The organism is Butyrivibrio proteoclasticus P6B7 (assembly GCF_000622085.1).
GTDB lineage: Bacteria > Bacillota > Clostridia > Lachnospirales > Lachnospiraceae > Butyrivibrio > Butyrivibrio proteoclasticus_A.
Window position 1 is genome coordinate 25,110 of sequence record NZ_JHWL01000001.1, and the last position, 19,876, is coordinate 44,985.

The following is a 19,876-nucleotide window of genomic DNA, read 5'->3' on the forward strand; positions in this document are numbered from 1 at the left end:
AATTTATCACTAATAAATTCAGTATTTTGAATAGATTTTAACGGAATTATTGATTGTTTATATTATCGAGAGGTAAGAATTTATGAAATGGATGCGCTTTAGAGTACGCACTAATGAAGAATCAGAAGATATCATTATCAGCTATCTTGAGGATATAGGCCTTGAGGGAGCTCAGATTGAGGATAATGCTCCTCTTTCAGCAGCTGACAAGGAGCAGATGTTTATTGATGCTCCAGAGCTTGAGCCAGATGAGAAGGATAGCGGCATCGAAAGCGGCATTGCTTACCTTAATTTCTTTTTGGAAATAGATGATAACAATATGCTCACAGTGGAAGTGCCTAATGAGGAGGGTGAGTATATTAAGGAAAAGAAGACTCCTGAAGAGATTCAGGCTTCTATCAGAGAGAAGCTCGATGAGCTTAAGACCTTCTCTGACATTGGAGATGGCACAATCTCTGTTGATGTAACTGAGGATATTGACTGGATTAACAACTGGAAGCAGTATTTCCACAAGTTCTTTATCGATGATGTCCTTGTAATCCCTTCCTGGGAGAAGGAATCTGACGAGGACAAGGATAAGGCCAGCATGGTCCTTCATATCGATCCGGGAACAGCCTTTGGTACAGGAATGCATGAGACAACACAGCTTTGCATCAGAATGCTTCGTAAGTACATCACTCCAGAGACAGAGCTTCTTGATGTAGGAACTGGTAGTGGCGTTCTTTCAATTCTTTCTCTTATGTTTGGAGCTAAGCACGCTGTGGGAACAGACCTCGATAAGTGCGCAGTTCCAGCTGTTAAAGAGAACATGGAGAACAACGGCATTGCCCCTGAGAAGTTCGACATGATGATCGGTAACATCATTGATGATAAGAAGATCCAGGATGCTGTTGGATACGATAAGTACGACATCGTAGTAGCCAACATTCTGGCTAATGTATTAGTACCTCTTACGCCTGTTATTCTTAACCAGTTAAAGACAGGTGGTATTTACATAACATCTGGTATTATTAACACCAAGGAAGAAGAGGTTAAGAAAGCGCATCTTGATGCAGGTCTTGAGATTCTTGAGATCCATCATCAGGGAGACTGGGTTTCTATCACATCGAGGAAAAACTAATGTATCATTTCTTTGTGGAAAGCAGCCAGATATCACCTGATTGTAAAAGGGTTGATATTGTTGGAGATGATTATAATCATATAGCTAATGTTCTTCGAATGAAGGTGGGAGAACAGTTCTCTGTAAGTATCAGAGAAGAACAGGATAAGAGAGAGCTCTTTTACGAGATCGAAGAGATTACGGGATCAAGTGTTATTGGTAAGCTCTGCTTTATTGAAGAGGTTGGCAATGAGCTTCCTTCCAAGATATATCTTTTCCAGGGACTTCCCAAGGTGGATAAGATGGAGCTTATTATCCAAAAGGCTGTTGAGCTTGGAGCCTACGAGATCATTCCTATGTCCACCAAGAGGTGCATAGTTAAGCTTGATGAGAAGAAGGCTGTTAACAAGGTCAATCGTTGGCAGGCTATTTCTGAGGCTGCGGCTAAGCAGAGTAAGAGAAGCATCATTCCTACAGTTTCTATGCCTATGACCATGAAGCAGGCTATTGCGAAGGCAAAAGAGATGGATGTTAAGCTGATTCCTTATGAAAATGCCAAGGGTATTGAGGAGACAAAGCGTCTTATCGAGGGTATAGAGCCTGGCCAGAGCATTGCCATATTTATTGGACCTGAAGGGGGCTTTTCTGAAGAGGAGATAGCTCTTTGTCAGGAGGTGGATATTAAGCCTATTACACTGGGTAAGAGGATACTTAGAACTGAGACTGCTGGATTTACTATTATTTCCTGGCTCATGTATCATCTTGAAAGTTGAGACTAGCTCTGCTTTTAGAGCAGATTGTATATAGAGATTTTTATTCTGGAGATTTATAAATGGAAGCATACTTGGATAATTCGGCCACAACGAGAGCTTTTGATGAAGTAGCTGCGCTTGTGGCTAAAGTTATGACAGAAGAATATGGAAACCCCTCCAGCGTTCACCACATGGGAACTATTTCTGGAGACAGGCTTTCCAAGGCAAGAGAAGAGATCGCAGCCACACTGAAGGCTGATCCCAATGAGATTTTGTTTACCTCTGGAGGTACAGAGTCTGACAATACAGCAATCATCGGTGTTGCCAGAGCCAATGCATGGAGAGGCAAGCATATCATCACCACATCAATTGAACACCCTGCTGTGTTTGAGACCTGCTACTACCTTGAGAAGGAGGGCTTTGAGATTACAAGGCTTAAGGTGGACAGCCAGGGCAAGATCGATCTTGAGGAGCTTAAGAATGCCATCAGGAAGGACACAATTCTTGTATCCATAATGATGGTCAACAATGAGATCGGCACCATTGAGCCAATCAAAGAGGCTGGCGAGATTATCAAGGCAGCTAATCCTGATACTTACTTCCATGTGGATGCGGTTCAGGGATACGGTAAGATCCTGATCCGTCCTAAGACTATGGGTATCGACCTTATGTCAGTAAGTGGTCACAAGATTCACGGACCTAAGGGAATTGGCTTTTTGTACATTAGAAAGGGAACCAAGATCGTTCCTATATGCTACGGCGGTGGACAGCAGAAGGGAATGCGCTCTGGAACAGAGAATGTTCCTGGGATTGCAGGACTGGCCCTTGCAGCTAAGATGTGCTATACAGATTTTGACAAGCACATTGAAGATCTTTATGAAAAGAGAGAATACCTTATCAGCAAGCTTTCTGAGAAGATAAGTGATATTTCTTTTAACGGACCAGCAGGAAGAGAGGTAGCGCCTCACATCGTTAGCCTTTCAATTAGAGGTCTGGCGGCTGAGACAGTACTTAATATGCTCAGCAGCAAGAATATATACGTTTCAGCAGGAAGTGCATGTGCTTCCAACAATCCACATGTTTCTGACACGCTTCAGTCCATTGGGCTTGAGAGGGATCTTCTTGAGTCAACCATCAGGATCAGTATGTCAGTAATGACCACCAGAGAAGAACTGGATTATTTTATAGATACACTTTCATCACAGGTAGAGACCATGAGGAAATTCTACCGCCATTAAGAAGAGGTTTAGATTATGCAGTATCATGCTTTTGTAATTAAGTACGCAGAGATTGGAGTAAAGGGCAAGAACAGATATATCTTTGAGGATGCGCTTGTTAAGCAGATCAAGAGAGTTTTATCTAAGTGCGATGGCTCTTTTAACATATCCAAGGTTGCAGGAAGAATCTATGTAGAGGCTTCCGATTTCGATTTTAATGAGACAGTGGACAGCCTTAAGACTGTATTTGGTATCACAGGCATTTGCCCAGCTGTTACTATCGCAAGAAATGAAGACGGTCAGCTCCCTGATGTGGATGGCGTAGCTAAGGCTGTTATAGACTTTATTGACGGAGTATATCCAGATAAGAACAAGACCTTCAAGGTTAAGGTTAGAAGAGTAGATAAGAGCTATCCTATTGATTCAATGGAGATGGCTGCTGAGCTTGGCGGACGTATCCTCGATGCCTTCAAGGAGATGAAGGTTGACGTTCACGAGCCTGAGATCCTTCTTAACGTGGAACTTCGTGAGAAGCTCAATATCTTTTCAGAGGTTATTCCTGGTCCTGGCGGAATGCCAATCGGAACTGCAGGAAAGGCTATGCTTCTTCTTTCTGGCGGAATTGATTCTCCAGTTGCAGGCTACATGGTAGCTAAAAGAGGTGTAGACATTGAGGCGGTTTATTTCAATGCACCACCTTATACAAGTGAAAAGGCTAAGCAGAAGGTTGTTGATCTTGCCAAGGTTATTTCTAAGTACACAGGCAAGGTTCGCCTTCATGTTATCAACTTTACTGATATCCAGATGTACATCTACGAGAAGTGCCCTCACGATGAGCTTACTATCATCATGAGAAGATATATGATGAGAATTGCTGACATGCTGGCTGGAAATACAGGTTGTATGGGACTTATCACCGGTGAGAGTATCGGACAGGTGGCTTCACAGACTATGCAGAGCCTTATGTGCACAGGTGAGGTTGTAACAGATATCCCTGTTTACAGACCACTTATCGCCTTTGATAAGCAGGATATTGTCGATATTTCAGTAAAGATTGATGCTTATGATACATCAATCCTTCCTTACGAGGACTGCTGTACTATCTTCGTGGCTAAGCACCCTGTAACTAAGCCAAGAGCTGACATTATCAGAAAGCATGAAGAGAATCTCTTTGAGAAGATTGATGAGCTGGTTAAGACAGCCATTGAGACTGATGAGATCATCGAGGTCTGATTGGACAAAAGAGCTTTTGAATCATTGATTATTGATCGTTGGAATAAAGATTTAGATACAAAAAGACCATCTTAGCAAGCTAAGATGGTCTGTAATAATCTTTCTAAAGGGATCTAATTGATAAACAATTAGATCATGTAAGGCTTCAAAACATTGAGAACCTCATCTGCTCCGTCTTCTGCATGGATATTGAGATCAATTGGCTTAGAAAGGTCAAGTGAAAAGATACCCATAATAGACTTAGCATCGATAACGTATCTTCCAGAAACGAGGTCAAAGTCATAATCAAACTTCGTAATATCGTTTACGAAAGATTTAACCTTATCGATAGAATTAAGTGAAATTTTAACTGTCTTCATTGAGCAAATACCTCCTTCTTTTCTTTATAGTAAAACAAGGAATGGTCAAAAGTCAATGACTAACACACACAAAAAGACAAACAGTTTTCTGTGAATTTTGGAAAGAAATAATAATATGCTAAATAACGTTAAAGATTTAAAGGTTGCAATGCACAACCTGGGTTGCAAAGTAAATAGCTACGAGATGGACGTAATGGCCCAGAAAATTAAGGAATCAGGCGGTATCATCGTGCCTTTTAACGAGGTTGCAGACGTCTATGTTATCAACACCTGCACCGTTACTAACATTGCGGACAGAAAGTCAAGACAGATGCTTCACAAGGCTAAGAAGGAGAACCCAGAAGCCATCGTTGTTGCCGTTGGATGCTATGTTGAGACTGGAATAGATGGCATCAAGAAGGATGACTGCGTTGATCTGGCTATTGGTAACAACAAGAAGTCTGAGATCGCAGAGATCATCGACGAATTCATAAGTGCCAGAGATGGAGAGTACGACAAGACTCTCAATGGCGCTTCAATTATAGATATTAACGCTACTCACGAGTATGAGAATATGCTTCTTGCTGAGCTTCCAGAGCACACAAGAGCTTACATTAAGATTCAGGATGGCTGTAACCAGTTCTGTTCCTACTGCGTAATACCATATGCAAGGGGAAGAGTCCGCAGTAGAGCCATGGACGACATCATCGAAGAGGTAAAGGGCCTTGTTAAGAAGGGCTGTAAGGAAATCGTATTTACTGGAATCCACATCAGTTCTTATGGTGTAGACTTTGGTGAGCCAGCGCTTATCGAGCTTACAGAGAAGCTCAATGAGATTGAAGGAATCGAGAGAATCAGACTTGGCTCTTTGGAACCAAGAATTGTTACTGAGGAAAACGCAAAGCGCCTTGCTGCCTGCAAGAAGGTGTGCCCTCACTTCCACCTTTCACTTCAGAGCGGCTGTGACACAGTTCTTAAGAGGATGAACAGGCACTATACAGCTGAGGAATATAAAGAAGGCGTAAGACTTCTTCGCGAAGCCTTTGATAAGCCTGCAATAACAACAGATGTTATTGTTGGATTCCCTGCGGAGACTGAGGAAGAGTTTGAGCAGTGCTATGAATTTTGTAAGGACATCGACTTCTATGAGATGCATGTCTTTAAGTATTCTCCAAGAAAGGGAACAGTAGCGGCTTCAATGCCAGATCAGCTCACAGACAGAGAGAAGTCTAAGAGAAGCGACAGACTTCTTGACCTTACAAAGGCTCAGTCAGAGCTTTACAGAAAGAACTTTATTGGTCAGGAGCTTGGTGTTCTCTGGGAAGATGAGGAGACCTTAGGTGGAAAGAGCTATCTTATTGGACATACTGACAGATATGTCCGAGTAGCCGTATCAAAGGACCATGAGGACTTCGATAAATTCGCTTCAGGAGAGATTTCTTTTGTCACACCAAGGACTCTTCTAAATTCCGATACATTGCTTATTTGACATGGTTAGTGTAAAATTAAGATACGATGCACCATCTGTAGGATGGGACTAATAGAGCGAATAGGACCTTGGTCCACAAAATATATTAGAACGGAGAATAGCATATGGCAGATCAGGATTTAGGAAGCACCCAATTTTTCAAAGTTGAAGTCGAGCCAGAAACTGGTGTTAAAAAAGTACTAGCTGTTGTATACGATGCTCTTTTGGAGAAAGGATACAACCCGGTTAATCAGATTGTTGGTTACATCATGTCAGGTGATCCAACATATATCACAAGCCATAATGGTGCTAGAAGCCTTATTATGAAGGTTGAGCGTGACGAGCTGGTTGAGGAGATGCTTACTGAGTACATCAAGAGCAACGACTGGGCTAGAAAGTAATCATGAGAATTATGGGACTTGACTACGGATCCAAGACTGTGGGAGTTGCTATCAGCGACGAGCTTTTATTAACTGCCCAGGGCAAGGAGATCATCCGTAGAAAAGAAGAGAATAAGCTTAGAAGAACACTGGCGCGCATAGAAGAGTTGATACAGGAATACAAGGTGGAATCCATCGTTCTTGGACTTCCTCTTAACATGGATCAGACTCCCTCTGAGCGCTCCAATTTGTGCCTTGAATTCAAGGATAAGATTGAGAGACGTACAGGAATCCCAGTAATTATGTGGGATGAAAGGCTTACTACAGTGGAAGCCGATGAGATAATGGATGAAGCAGGTATTCGCGGTAAAGAACGCAAGGAATACGTAGATATGATAGCTGCCCAGATAATCCTTCAGGACTATTTGGACAATAGGAGCAAAGAGAAATAATTGGAAAAGATAATTTTTAGTCCCGATGGGGAAGAACCAGTAGAATTTTATTGTTTGGAACAGACAGTTATAGGTGCTAAGACGTACCTTTTAGTTACTGATGAAGAAGATGGTGACGGAGATGCGCTTATTTTGCGTGACGACTCCGATATTAAAGATGAAGAGGCAGTTTATGTGATTGTTGACGATGACCTGGAGCTTGAAGCTGTTGCAGGTGTTTTTCGTAAACTGCTTTCTGAGGATGGCATAGATCTAGATATCTAACGGGGACTTTGGTTGATAGCTCTTTCTATGTGTCCGCCAAGAATTATGGAGGAATTGATTTGAGTAAAAAGAAAATTGAAAATGCGTCCAAGTTGCAGATCATCCCTTTGGGTGGTCTTGAGCAGATTGGAATGAACATCACTGCCTTCAGATATGAAGACAGTATTATTGTGGTGGACTGCGGTTTGTCATTCCCTGATGACGATATGTTGGGAATTGACCTGGTTATTCCTGACATCACATATCTTCAGGAGAATATTGATAAGGTTAAGGGTTTTGTTATTACCCACGGACATGAGGACCACATCGGTGCGCTTCCTTATGTTCTTCATGAGCTCAATATCCCTGTTTATGCAACACGCCTTACTATGGGTATTATCGAGCACAAGCTCGAAGAGCATAACCTTCTTAAGACTACAAGAAGAAAAGTGGTTAAGTTTGGACAGTCCATTAACCTTGGACAGTTCAGAGTTGAGTTTATCAGAACTAACCACTCAATCGTTGATGCTGCGGCTCTTGCTATCTATTCACCAGCAGGAATCGTAGTTCACACAGGAGACTTTAAGGTTGACTATACTCCTGTATTCGGTGATCCTATCGACTTGCAGCGTTTTGCAGAGATCGGTAAAAAGGGCGTTCTTGCTCTTATGTGCGACTCTACAAATGCTGAGAGACCTGGATTTACCGCTTCTGAGAAGACTGTGGGAAGAGCTTTTGACTTCCTCTTTGAAGAGCATGAGAATTCAAGAATCATAATTGCTACCTTTGCTTCTAACGTTGACCGAGTTCAGCAGATTATCAATACTGCCCACAAGTGCGGCCGTAAGGTTGTGGTGGAAGGCCGAAGCATGGTCAGCATTATCGACATTGCTCAGAAGCTTGAATGTATTAAGATACCAGAGAATACACTTATAGATATAGATGAACTTAAGAATTATCCTGAGAACAAGACTGTTATCATTACAACAGGTAGCCAGGGTGAAAGTATGGCGGCCCTTAGCAGAATGGCTAACGGACAGCACAGGAAGATCACTATTGGCGCAGGAGATACAGTTATCTTCTCATCTCATCCTATCCCAGGTAATGAGAAGGCTGTTACTAATATCATCAATGAGCTTCAGATGAAGGGCGCTGATGTTATTTTCCAGGATGTTCATGTATCAGGACACGCATGCCAGGAGGATATCAAGCTTATCTATACACTAGTTAAGCCTAAGTATGCTATTCCAGTCCATGGTGAGTACAGACATCTTATTGCTCAGAGCAATATAGCTAAGGATCTTGGAATCCCTAAGGAGAATGTATTTATTCTTTATTCTGGTGATATTCTTGAGCTTGATGAAGAGAGCGCTAAGGTTAAGGGCAAGGTTCCTGTGGGAGCAATCCTTGTAGATGGCCTTGGTGTGGGCGATGTAGGTAATATTGTATTAAGAGATAGACAGCATCTTGCAGAAGATGGTATTGTAATAGTTGTATTTGGAATAGAAAAGGGAAGCGCACAGCTTGTTTCTGGTCCAAGTATTGTTTCCAGAGGATTTGTTTATGTAAGAGAGTCAGATAAGCTCATTGATGATGCCACTGATCTGGTACTTGATGAGGTTACGGAGGCTCTTGAAAAGGGCATAACAGATTGGGGTAAGCTCAAGAGCATTGTTAAGGATGTTCTCAGTGATTACATATGGAAGAAGACTAAGAGAAGACCAATGATCATGCCTATTATCATGGACACCAACTATTGATGTCCGTCATGAGGAGTTATTATGAATGCTAAGAAAGTTGGCTTAGGGCTTTTGGACACCGTCGTTAAGGTGGCGTTCATTATCGTAATTGCCATGTTTATCATCAAGTACGCCAAGATTGGATATTCCTACGGCTACCACATCTTCAACCAGACACCTGTATCATCAGGAACTGGAAGAACAGTTTCGGTAACCATTAAGCCTGGCGATTCTGCTAGTGATATCGGAGATACGCTCTATAGCAAAGGTCTTATTACAGATAAGCTGTTATTTAAATTTCAGGAGAAATTTTCTGAATACAGTGGAAAGGAAGTGCCTGGTACTTATGAACTGAGCACATCCATGACACCAGAGGAGATGATCCAAATCATGTCCAGTGGCAATACATCACTTGTTCAGGAAGGTGAAGATGAGGCATCAGAGGAAAGCTCAGAGGCTGTAATCGGAGCAGAGATTGGTTCTGATGTTGGTTCAGAGGAGAGTAGCAGTGATTGAACAGGATAGAATGAGAGCCTTTATCAATTCGCTGGATCCGGGGAACGCTCCGTTTCTTGACGAACTTGAGAGAGAGGCTAAGGATACAGATGTACCCATCATTCGAAAAGATACTCAGGCATTACTTAAATTTTTGATGGCACAGTCCCGCCCCAAGAACATACTGGAGGTTGGTTGTGCCATTGGTTTTTCTGCCCTGCTTATGGCTGAGTACAGCGATGATGATACTAAGATAACTACAATAGAGAAATTCGAAAAGAGAATTCCTATTGCCAGGGACAATTTCACAAAGTACGACAAGAAGGGTAAAATCACACTTTTGGAAGGTGATGCGACGGAAATTTTAGAGACGCTCTCTCCGGGGTATGATTTTATTTTTATGGATGCGGCAAAGGGCCAGTATATCAACTTTCTACCAAATTGCCTGAGAATCCTTAATAAAGGCGGACTTCTTGTATCTGACAACGTTCTTCAGGATGGAGATGTTATAGAGTCAAGATTTGCCGTCACCAGAAGAGATCGCACCATTCACACCAGAATGAGGGACTATCTCTACGAGCTTAAGCATAATGACCAGCTTAATACCGTGATCCTTACTGTGGGAGACGGAATGACACTGTCAGTTAAGCTTTAATGGACAATATTTGTTTAGTAACTATAGATGTTTTGTATTAGAAATAGGAGTATTTTATGAAGAAACCAGAACTTCTGATTCCAGCAAGTAGCCTGGAAGTTTTGAAAACAGCTGTTATGTTTGGCGCAGATGCTGTGTTTATTGGTGGCGATGCCTTTGGACTTCGCGCCAAAGCTAAGAATTTCAGCCCTGAAGAAATGAAGGAGGGTATTGAGTTTGCTCATGCCCATGGAGTTGAAGTCCATGTAACAGTTAACATCCTGGCTCACAACTACGACCTTGATGGTGTTGAGAAGTACCTTCATGAGTTAAAAGATATGGGTCCAGATGCCCTCATTATTGCGGATCCTGGAATCTTCATGAAAGCCCGCAGAATCTGTCCTGAGATTGATATCCATGTTTCAACTCAGGCCAATAATACTAACTATGAGACCTATAACTTCTGGCATGATCTTGGAGCCAAGAGAGTAGTGGCTGCAAGAGAGCTTTCTCTTAATGAGATAAAAGAGATCACATCAAAGATTCCTGATGACCTTGAGATGGAGTGCTTTATCCACGGCGCTATGTGTATTTCCTATTCAGGAAGATGTCTTTTGTCCAATTACTTCACAGGAAGGGATGCCAACAAGGGAGCTTGCACACATCCATGCAGATGGAAGTATGCAGTTGTTGAGGAGAAAAGACCTGGCGAGTATCTGCCGGTTTATGAAAATGACAGAGGAACCTACATCTTCAATTCCAAGGATCTGTGCATGATCGAGCATATTCCTGAGATGGTGGATGCTGGAATTGACAGCTTTAAGATCGAGGGCCGCATGAAGACAGCTCTTTATGTTGCTACTGTTGCAAGAACCTATCGCAAGGCTATTGATGACTACTTTGAGTCTGAGGAGAAGTACAGACAGAACATGCCTTGGTACCTTGATCAGATTTCAAAGTGTACATACAGACAGTTTACAACAGGCTTCTACTTTGGAAAGCCTACCTATGAGACTCAGATCTATGATAACAACACCTATGTTAACGAGTACATCTATCTGGGAATTGTGGGAGATATAGATGACAGAGGATATGCGAAGTTTGAGCAGAGGAACAAGTTCTGCGTCGGAGATGAGATTGAGATCATGAAGCCGGATGGTACGGATGTTCCTGTGACAGTCAGAGGAATGTACGCAGAAGATGGCACTCCTGTGGAGTCCTGTCCTCATTCCAAGCAGATTCTTTTTGCAGACCTTAGTGTAAAGCCAGAGAAATACGATATCTTACGTGTTAAATCAAAGGATGGCAGCGGTGACGTGGAGCCATTTGGCTGTGAACTGTAAAAAAGCTCTTTGCCTTTTTAAAAAGTTGTTGTAATATGTTCACAGCAGAAATGCGAATCTATTAATCTGTTTCATGTTTTATAAAACGTATCTATCGAAAGGAATATTTACCTAAATGGGCGAAAAAGTGAATGTTGAGGAAATCTTTGGATCTAATGTCTTTACCCTTGCTAAGATGAGAGAAAGACTTCCAAAGAATGTCTACAAAGATGTAGTTAACGTAACTGAGCATGGCGGAGAGCTTTCCAAGGAATCTGCCGACGTTGTTGCTAATGCAATGAAGGAATGGGCTGTTGAGCATGGTGCTACACATTATACTCACTGGTTCCAGCCACTGACAGGCATTACAGCTGAGAAGCACGATTCATTCGTAGGCTCTGCTGATAAAGAGGGACGTATGATTACTTCTTTCTCTGGCAAAGAGCTTATTAAGGGCGAGCCAGATGCTTCCTCATTCCCATCAGGTGGTCTCCGTGCTACATTCGAGGCAAGAGGCTATACTACATGGGACATCACTTCACCTGCTTTCCTTAAGGAATCTGGCGCAGGTGTGACACTTTGTATTCCTACCGCGTTTTGTTCATATACAGGCGAAGCTCTTGATAAGAAGACTCCACTTCTTCGCTCTATGGAGGCTATTAACAAGCAGGCACTTCGCATCGTCAGATTATTCGGCAATAATACAGCTACAAAGGTTAACGTTTCAGTTGGACCAGAGCAGGAGTATTTCCTTGTGGACTGGGATAAGTCAATGAAGCGTGAGGACCTTATCTTTACCGGAAGAACTCTTTTTGGTGCTCAGCCTCCTAAGGGACAGGAGATGGAGGACCACTACTTCGGTGTTATCCGAGAGAGAGTTGGAGAGTTCATGAAGGATCTTAACGTTGAGCTTTGGAAGCTTGGCGTTCCTGATAAGACACAGCACAATGAGGTTGCTCCTGGACAGCACGAGCTTGCTCCAGTTTATGAGACAGCCAACATCGCTGTTGATCACAACCAGATTATTATGGAGACAATGAAGCGTGTGGCTGAGCATCATCACATGAGATGTCTTCTTCATGAGAAGCCATTTGCAGGTGTAAATGGCTCAGGTAAGCACGACAACTGGTCTCTTTGCACAGATGATGGCATCAACCTTCTTGATCCAGGCGATACACCTAACAAGAACATTCAGTTCCTGTTTGTTCTTGCATGTATCCTGAAGGCTGTTGATACTCATGCTGATCTTCTCAGACAGAGTGCATCAGATGTTGGTAATGATCACAGACTTGGTGCTAACGAGGCACCTCCAGCTATTATCTCTGTATTCCTTGGAGAACAGCTTGAGGATGTTGTAAGACAGCTTATTGAGACTGGTGTTGCCAAGTCAAGTAAGAAGGGTGGCAAGCTTAAGACTGGTGTATCTACACTTCCTGAGTTTGAAAAGGATGCAACAGACAGAAACCGTACATCACCATTTGCCTTTACCGGTAACAAGTTTGAGTTTAGAATGGTTGGTTCCTCTGACTCAATGGCTAGTTCAAACACTACACTTAATACAATCGTTGCAGAGGCTTTCTGCGAGGCAGCTGATAAGCTTGAGAAGGCAGAAGACTTTGATATGGCTGTTCATGACCTTATCAAGGAATACCTTACTAAGCACCAGAGAATCATCTTCAACGGTGATGGATATTCAGATGCATGGGTAGAAGAGGCAGCAAGAAGAGGACTTCCTAACATCAAGTCCACAATTGAGGCAGCAGATACCCTTATTACTAAAAAAGCTATCAAGCTCTTTGAGGACTTTGGCGTATATACTAAGGTTGAGCTTGAATCAAGAAGAGAGATCATCTTCGAGAACTATGCTAAGACCATTAACATTGAGGCTCTTACAATGATCGACATGGCTTCTAAGCAGATCATTCCTGCAGTTATGAAGTATGCAGGCCGTCTTGCAGCTGATGTTAACGCAATCAAGGCAGCAGGCGTTGATGCTTCTGTAGAAGTTGACGAGCTTAAAGAAATCCAGAAGAACCTTAAGCTTATGAAGAAGTCCCTTGATGAGCTTATCAAGCTTGAAGCAAAGGCTTCAGAGATCACAGATCAGAAGAAGCTGGCTTATTTCTACAAGGATAAGGTAAGACCTGTTATGGATGCTCTCAGAACTCCAGCAGATGCTCTTGAGATGCTTGTGGATAAAAAGGATTGGCCATTCCCAACCTATGCAGATCTTCTTTTTGAGGGCTAATAATTGATTTGATTTTATATAGCAGGTGCTTGTCACCTGCTATTTTTCTGGGCTTCAACTGATTGACATAAATTTTTGAAAAATTTTTAAAAAAGTACTTGCATTTTTATATTAACCTGCGTATAATTACTTCTTGTCGATGGGCTATCGCCAAGCGGTAAGGCAACGGACTCTGACTCCGTCATTACGTAGGTTCGAATCCTACTAGCCCAGCTAGAAACGAGACTTCAACAGTCTCGTTTTTTTTTGCCCATGAATAAGGCATAGGTACAAAGCGCTCATATTTTCCACATCAATTTGTAGAAAGTTATATTATTTGGTATATTCAAATGAGATTTGTGAAAATATGTTTTTTCGACATCAAATGGAGACTACTATGTACAGCTTTGACTCAAGAATCAGATATAGCGAGGTAGACAGTGACGCAGAGCTTACTGTTGAATCCCTTATAGATTACTTTCAGGATTGTTCCACCTTCCAGACTCAGGATGGCCCAGCCACCATGGAGTATATGAAGGAAAGAGGAATTGCCTGGGTTTTGAACTCCTGGCAGATTGTGATTAACAGACTTCCCAAGCTTTGTGAGGAAGTTACAATCGGAACAGTTCCTTACGAACTAAAGGGCGTATTCGGACTTCGTAATTTTTTTATGGATACCAAGGATGGCGAGAGACTGGCAGTTGCCAATTCAATCTGGACTCTGTTTGATTTTGAGAATCAGGTTCCTGCCAGAATTACCCCGGAGATGGTAGAGGCCTATCCCTTAGAGGAGAAGCTCCCTATGGAATATGGAAGCCGTAAGATTGCAATTCCTAAGGAAGCAGAAAAGCGCCAAGGCGAAGAGATTCTTGTAAGAAAGCATCACCTAGATACCAACAATCATGTGAACAACGGCCAGTACATCAGGATGGCCATAGAAAGTCTTCATGATAAAAAGATAAATTTCAGCCAGCTAAGGGCTGAATACAAGAAGCAGGCCCTTCTTGGAGATGTTCTTTACCCGGTTATCTACAAAGTGGAAAAAGAGAAGGAGAAGGTTTATGCCATTTCTCTTAACGATGAGAATGAGTCTCCTGTGTGTATAGTTGAACTTACACACCCAATGTGAAGTTAAATTGTGGATACAGCCCGGATTTTTATAAGAAATTGTGGATAAATAGTTTGCAACTGGCAACAAAACAAAGAATAGGAATTAGAAATGATCGAATTAGGAAAAAAGCAGACACTGATAATTGCAAAGAAGGTAGATTTTGGTGTTTACCTCTCAGAGGATGGAACCGAGAATGAGAAAGTTCTTTTACCAAGAAAGCAGGTAAAAGAGGGCGCCAGCGTTGGAGATAAGGTGGAAGTGTTCATCTACAAGGATTCAGATGACAGACTTATTGCCACAACAGCTGAGCCTAAGATCATGCTTGGAGATGTAAGGATCCTTAAGGTTAAGGACACTGGAAAGATAGGCGCCTTCATGGATTGGGGCCTTGAGAAGGATGTTCTTTTACCATTTAGGGAGCAGACAAGAAAGGTTAAGAAGGGCGAGGAAGTTCTCTGTGCCCTTTATACAGATAAGAGTGACAGACTCTGCGTAACTATGAACGTTTATCCTTATCTTAAGAATGAGAGCCCATATAAGAAAGATGACAAGGTTATGGGAACAGTTTATGAGATGAGCGATAACTTCGGCGCATTCGTGGCTGTTGATGACATTTATTCAGCTCTTATTCCTAAGAAGGAGCTTTATGGCAACGTTCAGATCGGTGATACAGTAAATGCCAGAGTTGCTTCAGTTAAAGAGGATGGAAGACTGAACCTTAGTCTTCGTGAAAAGGCTTATCTTCAGATGGATGCTGATGCTGAGAGCCTTCTTGCCATGATGGAGAAAAACGGTGGCAAGCTTTCATTTACAGACAAGGCATCACCTGAGCTTATCAGAAAGCATACTAATATGAGTAAGAATGAATTTAAGAGGGCCGTTGGAAGACTCCTCAAGGAAGGCAAGATAGAGATTAAAGAAAGCTCAATAGAAATGAGGAAGAACTGATGAATCGCAACATTGCCAACAGATCATTTTTGTATATAGTAGCCCTGAATATTATCTGCAACTTTGCGCTGGTCTATGTAATGGCTAAGATCCCTAATTTTCCGGTTTGGGCCGTTAACATGATCCTGGAAGCATCTGTGGCAATCCCGGTTATTATTGTTGCCTTGGTTCACGGGGAGAAGATAAAAGAGCTTGTTCCTTTCAAGAAGATCAGGATTTCGTCAGCTCTCTTGACAATGCTGTTTACTGTGTTGATGTTCCCTACAGTTGCCCTTGTGAACGCAATTTCCATGTTGTTTGTGAGAAATACTGTATCTTCCATGACCAGCGAGATTTTGGCATGGCCCATGGGAGTAATGCTAGTGTCCATCGGCGTTTTTGGACCTTTTGTCGAGGAGTTTGTATTTAGAGGCTTTTATTTACACTCCTATAAGAAGTCTGGCAAGGTGTTTGGCGCTATTATGCTGTCAGCTCTTTTGTTTGGACTTATCCACCTTAACCTCAATCAGTGCATGTATGCTGTTGTTATGGGTATCATGCTGGCGCTTTTGGTGGAGGCTACGGGAAGTGTGCTGACTTCCTTTATCTGCCATGGACTGTTTAATTCCATTGAAGTGGTAATGATGTACAGTCTTGGAGATGTGGCTGCCCAGAGCACTGGAGTACTGGATAAAAAGACATTACTCTATGGAATTGTGGTTTATCTCCTGATTTCACTGGTTACATTGCCGCTGGCATTTTGCGTAGTTTATAAGATTTCACAGCTTGAGGGAAGAAACGAGAGATTCCTGTCAATCTTAAAGGATAAGAAGGGAAGCGCAGAGCTTCTAACTCCTTGGCTTATTCCGGGAGTAGTACTGGCAGTGATCTTTATGATACTTCAGATAGTGGGATTCTATGTGATTTTTAGATTGTTCGGATATTGAAACATAAGATAACACCTGTAGTTATAAAACTACAGGTGTTATTTTTGTGGCGTATATCAGATTCTTAGATCGATATTGGCTCCGATGTTAGGATTTACAGATAATTCTGAAACGGCATCAAGACCTTCTGTGATCATCTCGCCTGCATTTTCCATGTTGTCGAGACTCTTAGAAAGTACTGCCACTCCCACATCATTTAACAACCTGTTCTGAGCCAAAGCCATTGATAAAGCAGGAATATCCATAGGCACCTCCTGTGCATACTACCTTCTAGGCAATCCATTTGCCCCTGGGTATTAATACACTTTATCTTATCTTCTATATCGGTTAAAATGTTAAGAATGTTAATAGCCAAATAATTGTTTTTGGTTACAAAAACAGAAGCTCTTTTTTGTGAAAATTGACGGCGAAAACATAAAAATGTACAAAAAACACCCCTTACAAGGTGGATTTTTTTGTTCATTTGTATTAAAATGTCATTAAGTTTGTATAAGCAATGGATATCTCATTTATTGCAGAAAGAGTGACAGATGATTTCTAACCAGATTCTCCAGAACACAATTGATGGACTTAAAACTATCGCTCATGTAGAACTTAGCGTTCTTGACGTGGATGGTAAGGAAGTGGCATCTACATCTAACGAAATAGGAGATGTTTCTGATTCCGCAAGGGATTTTGTCAGCTCACCGGCTGATTCCCAGGAAATCCAGGGTTACCAGTATTTTAAAATTTATGATGAGCAGCAGCTGGAGTATATTTTGATCTGCACCGGCAATGGCGAGAATACTTATATGCTTGGCAAGATGATTGCCTATCAGATCCAGGGCCTTTTAGTGGCTTACAAGGAGAGATTTGATAAGGACAACTTCATCAAGAACCTGCTTCTTGATAACCTTCTTTTGGTGGATATCTACAGCAGAGCCAAGAAGCTTCACATTCAGACAGACTCAAGGCGTATTGCCATGATCATTGAGACTGCCAATGGAAGAGACAATAATGCTCTTGAAACCATAAGAAGTCGTTTTGGAAACAGTAATGATTTTGTTACTGAGGTGGATGAGGACAACGTAGTTGTTGTTAAGGACGTCAGCGACATGAGCAGACCTTCTGACATTACCAAGGCAGCTGAAGAGATGCTTATTGGCATACAGAAAGAGGGCCTGACAGATGTAAGGATTGCCTATGGAACAATAGTAGGCGAGATCAAGGAAGTGAGTAGGTCCTACAAAGAGGCTAAGATGGCTCTTGATGTAGGTAAGATATTCTTTGAGGACAGAAGAGTTATCTGCTACAGCGAGCTTGGTATCGGAAGACTTATCTATCAGCTTCCTATTCCACTTTGCAAGATGTTCATTAGAGAGATCTTTGGTGGTTCTTCTCCAGATGATTTCGATTATGAGACTCTTACCACAATCGATAAGTTCTTTGAGAACAGCCTGAACGTATCAGAGACCTCAAGACAGCTCTTTATACATCGTAATACTCTTGTGTATCGTCTGGACAAGCTTCAGAAGAGCACAGGACTTGACCTTAGAATCTTTGATGATGCTATCACTTTCAAGATCGCATTAATGGTTGTACGATACATGAAATACATGGAGAAATATACCTGATCAAGGTAGATAACAATACTCCGGGGGAGATTTATGGAAAGAAATTACAGAAAGAGGAGATCTAGCAGGTCGATTCCTGATGATGAGGTTATAACACTTGAAAATGTGACTAAGTCATATTCAACTGGCGCACCAGCCTTAAACGGGGTCAACCTTCATATCAAAAAGGGAGAGTTTGTTTTCATAGTTGGAGACAGTGGTTCTGGTAAATCCACACTGATCAAGCTACTACTTAGGGAGCTTGTTCCAACTGATGGAGAGATAACAGTCCTTGGATATAATCTCAAAAAGATTAAACACAGAAAAATACCTAAATTTAGAAGAAATCTGGGAATCGTATTCCAGGATTTCAGACTTCTAAAGGACAGGAACGTCTACGAGAACGTTGCGTTTGCACAGCGTATAGTTCAGACACCAACAAGAGAGATCAAACGTAATGTACCGTCTATTTTGGCAACAGTCAATCTTGCCGGTAAATACAAGAGCAGAATTAATCAGTTATCTGGTGGTGAACAGCAGAGAGTAGCCCTTGCAAGAGCGCTTGTTAATAAGCCTGCAATCCTGCTTGCTGATGAGCCTACAGGAAATCTTGATCCTAACAACTCATGGGAAATCATGAAACTCATGGAACAGATCAACGAAAATGGCACAACTGTTATTGTGGTTACACATAACAGGGAGATTGTTAATGCCATGAAGAAGCGAGTTATCACCATGAAGAAGGGCGTCATCATAGAGGACGAGGAAGAGGGTATGTACATCGATGAGGATTAGTAGTTTCTTTTACACCATCGGACAGGGATTCAAGAACCTTGGGCGTAACAAGTGGTATACACTGGCATCAATTGCTACCATAAGCGCCTGCCTGTTTCTGTTTGGTCTATTTTATTCAATAATTGGCAACTTCACTAATATTGTTAAGACAGCGGAGGAGGGAGTTTCCGTAACTGTTTTCTTCAAAGAGGGAACATCTGAGGACCAGATCCTTGCTGTTAAGAGCGATCTTGAGAAAAGAGCTGAAGTCAGAGAGATTACCTATGTCTCTGCCGACGCAGCCTGGGAGAGCTTTAAAGAGGAGTACCTTGGTGAATACTCAGATGGATTCACAGAAAATCCATTGGCAGATTCAGCCAACTTGCAGATATATCTTAATGACGTATCACTTCAGAGCGCCCTTGTTACCTACATCGAGTCCATTGATGTGGTGCGTTCTGTAAACAGATCAGAGGTGACTGCAGATACTCTCAGCGGCTTTAATAAGCTTATTGCCTATGTTTCTGCAGGTATCATTGTCATTCTTCTTCTCGTATCCATATTCCTGATTAGTAATACAGTAACTATGGGTATCGCAGTCAGAAAGGATGAGATCAATATCATGAAATACATTGGAGCTACAGACTTCTTTGTTCGTGCTCCATTCGTGGTGGAGGGTATCCTTATCGGTATTATCGGATCTCTCGTACCTTTGGTCCTGATCTATTTTGTATACACCAAGGCCATTTCTTACGTGGCTTCCAAGTTTAATATGCTCACATCGGTACTTAAGTTCCTTCCGATCGAGACAATCTACCACAACCTTATACCTATTTCACTTGCTATGGGTATCGGAATTGGTTTCTTTGGAAGTTTTACAACAGTAAGGAAACATCTTCACGTTTAATACAAAATGTAAGGGAAAT

21 protein-coding genes and 1 tRNA gene are annotated in these 19,876 nt (G+C 42.0%); 20 read left to right on the forward strand and 2 right to left on the reverse strand.

Annotated elements, in window-relative coordinates; all coding sequences use genetic code 11:
• The first annotated feature begins 82 nt into the window (after positions 1-82).
• Genes prmA through thiI form a run of 4 tightly spaced genes read left to right on the forward strand, consistent with a single transcriptional unit; the run spans position 83 to position 4,301 of the window.
• Entirely contained in the window at positions 83-1,120 is a 1,038-nt protein-coding gene (gene prmA / locus T541_RS0100105) for a 50S ribosomal protein L11 methyltransferase (protein WP_026650794.1), read from the forward strand.
• Entirely contained in the window at positions 1,120-1,872 is a 753-nt protein-coding gene (locus T541_RS0100110; RefSeq protein ID WP_026650795.1) for an RsmE family RNA methyltransferase, read from the forward strand. The genes prmA and T541_RS0100110 overlap by 1 nt, the downstream gene beginning before the upstream one ends.
• A gap of 59 nt (positions 1,873-1,931) precedes the next feature.
• Positions 1,932-3,089, forward strand: a complete 1,158-nt coding sequence (locus T541_RS0100115) for a cysteine desulfurase family protein (RefSeq protein ID WP_026650796.1) — start codon at positions 1,932-1,934, stop codon at positions 3,087-3,089.
• Between the two features lie 15 nt (positions 3,090-3,104).
• Positions 3,105-4,301 (forward strand): tRNA uracil 4-sulfurtransferase ThiI, encoded by a 1,197-nt coding sequence (gene thiI / locus T541_RS0100120; protein ID WP_026650797.1) that lies wholly within the window; start codon positions 3,105-3,107, stop codon positions 4,299-4,301.
• A gap of 128 nt (positions 4,302-4,429) precedes the next feature.
• Here the strand turns inward: thiI and T541_RS0100125 are convergent, their stop codons facing one another.
• Positions 4,430-4,660: an HPr family phosphocarrier protein gene (locus T541_RS0100125; RefSeq protein ID WP_026650798.1), complete on the reverse strand. Its 231-nt coding sequence runs from the start codon at positions 4,658-4,660 to the stop codon at positions 4,430-4,432.
• Between the two features lie 115 nt (positions 4,661-4,775).
• Between T541_RS0100125 and mtaB the strand changes: the two genes are divergently transcribed.
• The 13 genes from mtaB (at position 4,776) to T541_RS0100190 (ending at position 16,584) form a co-directional block, all read left to right on the forward strand.
• The gene (gene mtaB, locus T541_RS0100130) at positions 4,776-6,128 is read left to right on the forward strand and encodes a tRNA (N(6)-L-threonylcarbamoyladenosine(37)-C(2))-methylthiotransferase MtaB (protein ID WP_026650799.1); all 1,353 of its coding nucleotides are present in this window, start codon (positions 4,776-4,778) and stop codon (positions 6,126-6,128) included.
• Between the two features lie 104 nt (positions 6,129-6,232).
• A complete protein-coding gene (locus T541_RS0100135) occupies positions 6,233-6,508 on the forward strand; it encodes an IreB family regulatory phosphoprotein (RefSeq protein WP_026650800.1) in 276 nt (91 codons plus the stop codon).
• A 2-nt stretch (positions 6,509-6,510) separates the two neighbouring features.
• Complete coding sequence (gene ruvX, locus T541_RS0100140; protein WP_026650801.1) at positions 6,511-6,939, forward strand: Holliday junction resolvase RuvX; 429 nt, start codon at positions 6,511-6,513, stop codon at positions 6,937-6,939.
• Positions 6,940-7,203, forward strand: a complete 264-nt coding sequence (locus T541_RS0100145) for a DUF1292 domain-containing protein (RefSeq protein WP_026650802.1) — start codon at positions 6,940-6,942, stop codon at positions 7,201-7,203.
• Between the two features lie 59 nt (positions 7,204-7,262).
• A complete protein-coding gene (locus T541_RS0100150) occupies positions 7,263-8,942 on the forward strand; it encodes a ribonuclease J (RefSeq protein ID WP_026650803.1) in 1,680 nt (559 codons plus the stop codon).
• Between the two features lie 21 nt (positions 8,943-8,963).
• Complete coding sequence (locus T541_RS18295) at positions 8,964-9,437, forward strand: endolytic transglycosylase MltG (protein ID WP_051538001.1); 474 nt, start codon at positions 8,964-8,966, stop codon at positions 9,435-9,437.
• Positions 9,430-10,071, forward strand: a complete 642-nt coding sequence (locus T541_RS0100160; protein ID WP_026650804.1) for an O-methyltransferase — start codon at positions 9,430-9,432, stop codon at positions 10,069-10,071. Before T541_RS18295 ends, T541_RS0100160 begins: the two co-directional genes overlap by 8 nt.
• Positions 10,072-10,127: 56 nt before the next feature.
• Complete coding sequence (locus T541_RS18300; protein WP_034465447.1) at positions 10,128-11,393, forward strand: peptidase U32 family protein; 1,266 nt, start codon at positions 10,128-10,130, stop codon at positions 11,391-11,393.
• A 115-nt stretch (positions 11,394-11,508) separates the two neighbouring features.
• Positions 11,509-13,620 (forward strand): glutamine synthetase III, encoded by a 2,112-nt coding sequence (locus tag T541_RS0100170; protein WP_026650805.1) that lies wholly within the window; start codon positions 11,509-11,511, stop codon positions 13,618-13,620.
• 140 nt (positions 13,621-13,760) lie between these two features.
• Positions 13,761-13,833, forward strand: a tRNA-Gln gene (locus T541_RS0100175).
• Positions 13,834-13,996: 163 nt separating this feature from the next.
• Positions 13,997-14,728 (forward strand): acyl-[acyl-carrier-protein] thioesterase, encoded by a 732-nt coding sequence (locus T541_RS0100180; RefSeq protein ID WP_026650806.1) that lies wholly within the window; start codon positions 13,997-13,999, stop codon positions 14,726-14,728.
• 90 nt (positions 14,729-14,818) lie between these two features.
• The gene (locus T541_RS0100185; RefSeq protein ID WP_026650807.1) at positions 14,819-15,658 is read left to right on the forward strand and encodes a S1 RNA-binding domain-containing protein; all 840 of its coding nucleotides are present in this window, start codon (positions 14,819-14,821) and stop codon (positions 15,656-15,658) included.
• Positions 15,658-16,584: a CPBP family intramembrane glutamic endopeptidase gene (locus T541_RS0100190; protein WP_026650808.1), complete on the forward strand. Its 927-nt coding sequence runs from the start codon at positions 15,658-15,660 to the stop codon at positions 16,582-16,584. Before T541_RS0100185 ends, T541_RS0100190 begins: the two co-directional genes overlap by 1 nt.
• A gap of 56 nt (positions 16,585-16,640) precedes the next feature.
• On the opposite strand, the gene T541_RS0100195 is transcribed toward T541_RS0100190, so the two are convergent.
• Positions 16,641-16,829: a YjfB family protein gene (locus tag T541_RS0100195; protein WP_026650809.1), complete on the reverse strand. Its 189-nt coding sequence runs from the start codon at positions 16,827-16,829 to the stop codon at positions 16,641-16,643.
• A gap of 285 nt (positions 16,830-17,114) precedes the next feature.
• Here T541_RS0100195 and T541_RS0100200 point away from each other — a divergent pair, with 285 nt between their 5' ends.
• From T541_RS0100200 to ftsX, 3 genes are read left to right on the forward strand one after another with little or no spacing between them, the layout of a single operon-like run.
• Complete coding sequence (locus tag T541_RS0100200) at positions 17,115-18,197, forward strand: PucR family transcriptional regulator (RefSeq protein ID WP_026650810.1); 1,083 nt, start codon at positions 17,115-17,117, stop codon at positions 18,195-18,197.
• 33 nt (positions 18,198-18,230) lie between these two features.
• The gene (gene ftsE, locus T541_RS0100205; protein WP_051538002.1) at positions 18,231-18,971 is read left to right on the forward strand and encodes a cell division ATP-binding protein FtsE; all 741 of its coding nucleotides are present in this window, start codon (positions 18,231-18,233) and stop codon (positions 18,969-18,971) included.
• Complete coding sequence (gene ftsX, locus T541_RS0100210) at positions 18,961-19,857, forward strand: permease-like cell division protein FtsX (protein WP_026650812.1); 897 nt, start codon at positions 18,961-18,963, stop codon at positions 19,855-19,857. The genes ftsE and ftsX overlap by 11 nt, the downstream gene beginning before the upstream one ends.
• The last annotated feature ends 19 nt before the right edge of the window (positions 19,858-19,876 follow it).

Coding starts and splice junctions, on each gene's coding strand:
- T541_RS0100170 (WP_026650805.1), top strand. CDS start 11,509: ATGGGCGAAAAAGTGAATGTTGAGGAAATCTTTGGATCTAATGTCTTT.
- T541_RS0100125 (WP_026650798.1), bottom strand. CDS start 4,660: ATGAAGACAGTTAAAATTTCACTTAATTCTATCGATAAGGTTAAATCT.
- T541_RS0100185 (WP_026650807.1), top strand. CDS start 14,819: ATGATCGAATTAGGAAAAAAGCAGACACTGATAATTGCAAAGAAGGTA.
- T541_RS0100200 (WP_026650810.1), top strand. CDS start 17,115: ATGATTTCTAACCAGATTCTCCAGAACACAATTGATGGACTTAAAACT.
- prmA (WP_026650794.1), top strand. CDS start 83: ATGAAATGGATGCGCTTTAGAGTACGCACTAATGAAGAATCAGAAGAT.
- T541_RS18295 (WP_051538001.1), top strand. CDS start 8,964: ATGAATGCTAAGAAAGTTGGCTTAGGGCTTTTGGACACCGTCGTTAAG.
- ftsX (WP_026650812.1), top strand. CDS start 18,961: ATGAGGATTAGTAGTTTCTTTTACACCATCGGACAGGGATTCAAGAAC.
- T541_RS18300 (WP_034465447.1), top strand. CDS start 10,128: ATGAAGAAACCAGAACTTCTGATTCCAGCAAGTAGCCTGGAAGTTTTG.
- mtaB (WP_026650799.1), top strand. CDS start 4,776: ATGCTAAATAACGTTAAAGATTTAAAGGTTGCAATGCACAACCTGGGT.
- ruvX (WP_026650801.1), top strand. CDS start 6,511: ATGAGAATTATGGGACTTGACTACGGATCCAAGACTGTGGGAGTTGCT.
- T541_RS0100180 (WP_026650806.1), top strand. CDS start 13,997: ATGTACAGCTTTGACTCAAGAATCAGATATAGCGAGGTAGACAGTGAC.
- T541_RS0100110 (WP_026650795.1), top strand. CDS start 1,120: ATGTATCATTTCTTTGTGGAAAGCAGCCAGATATCACCTGATTGTAAA.
- thiI (WP_026650797.1), top strand. CDS start 3,105: ATGCAGTATCATGCTTTTGTAATTAAGTACGCAGAGATTGGAGTAAAG.
- T541_RS0100115 (WP_026650796.1), top strand. CDS start 1,932: ATGGAAGCATACTTGGATAATTCGGCCACAACGAGAGCTTTTGATGAA.
- T541_RS0100195 (WP_026650809.1), bottom strand. CDS start 16,829: ATGGATATTCCTGCTTTATCAATGGCTTTGGCTCAGAACAGGTTGTTA.
- T541_RS0100135 (WP_026650800.1), top strand. CDS start 6,233: ATGGCAGATCAGGATTTAGGAAGCACCCAATTTTTCAAAGTTGAAGTC.
- ftsE (WP_051538002.1), top strand. CDS start 18,231: ATGGAAAGAAATTACAGAAAGAGGAGATCTAGCAGGTCGATTCCTGAT.
- T541_RS0100190 (WP_026650808.1), top strand. CDS start 15,658: ATGAATCGCAACATTGCCAACAGATCATTTTTGTATATAGTAGCCCTG.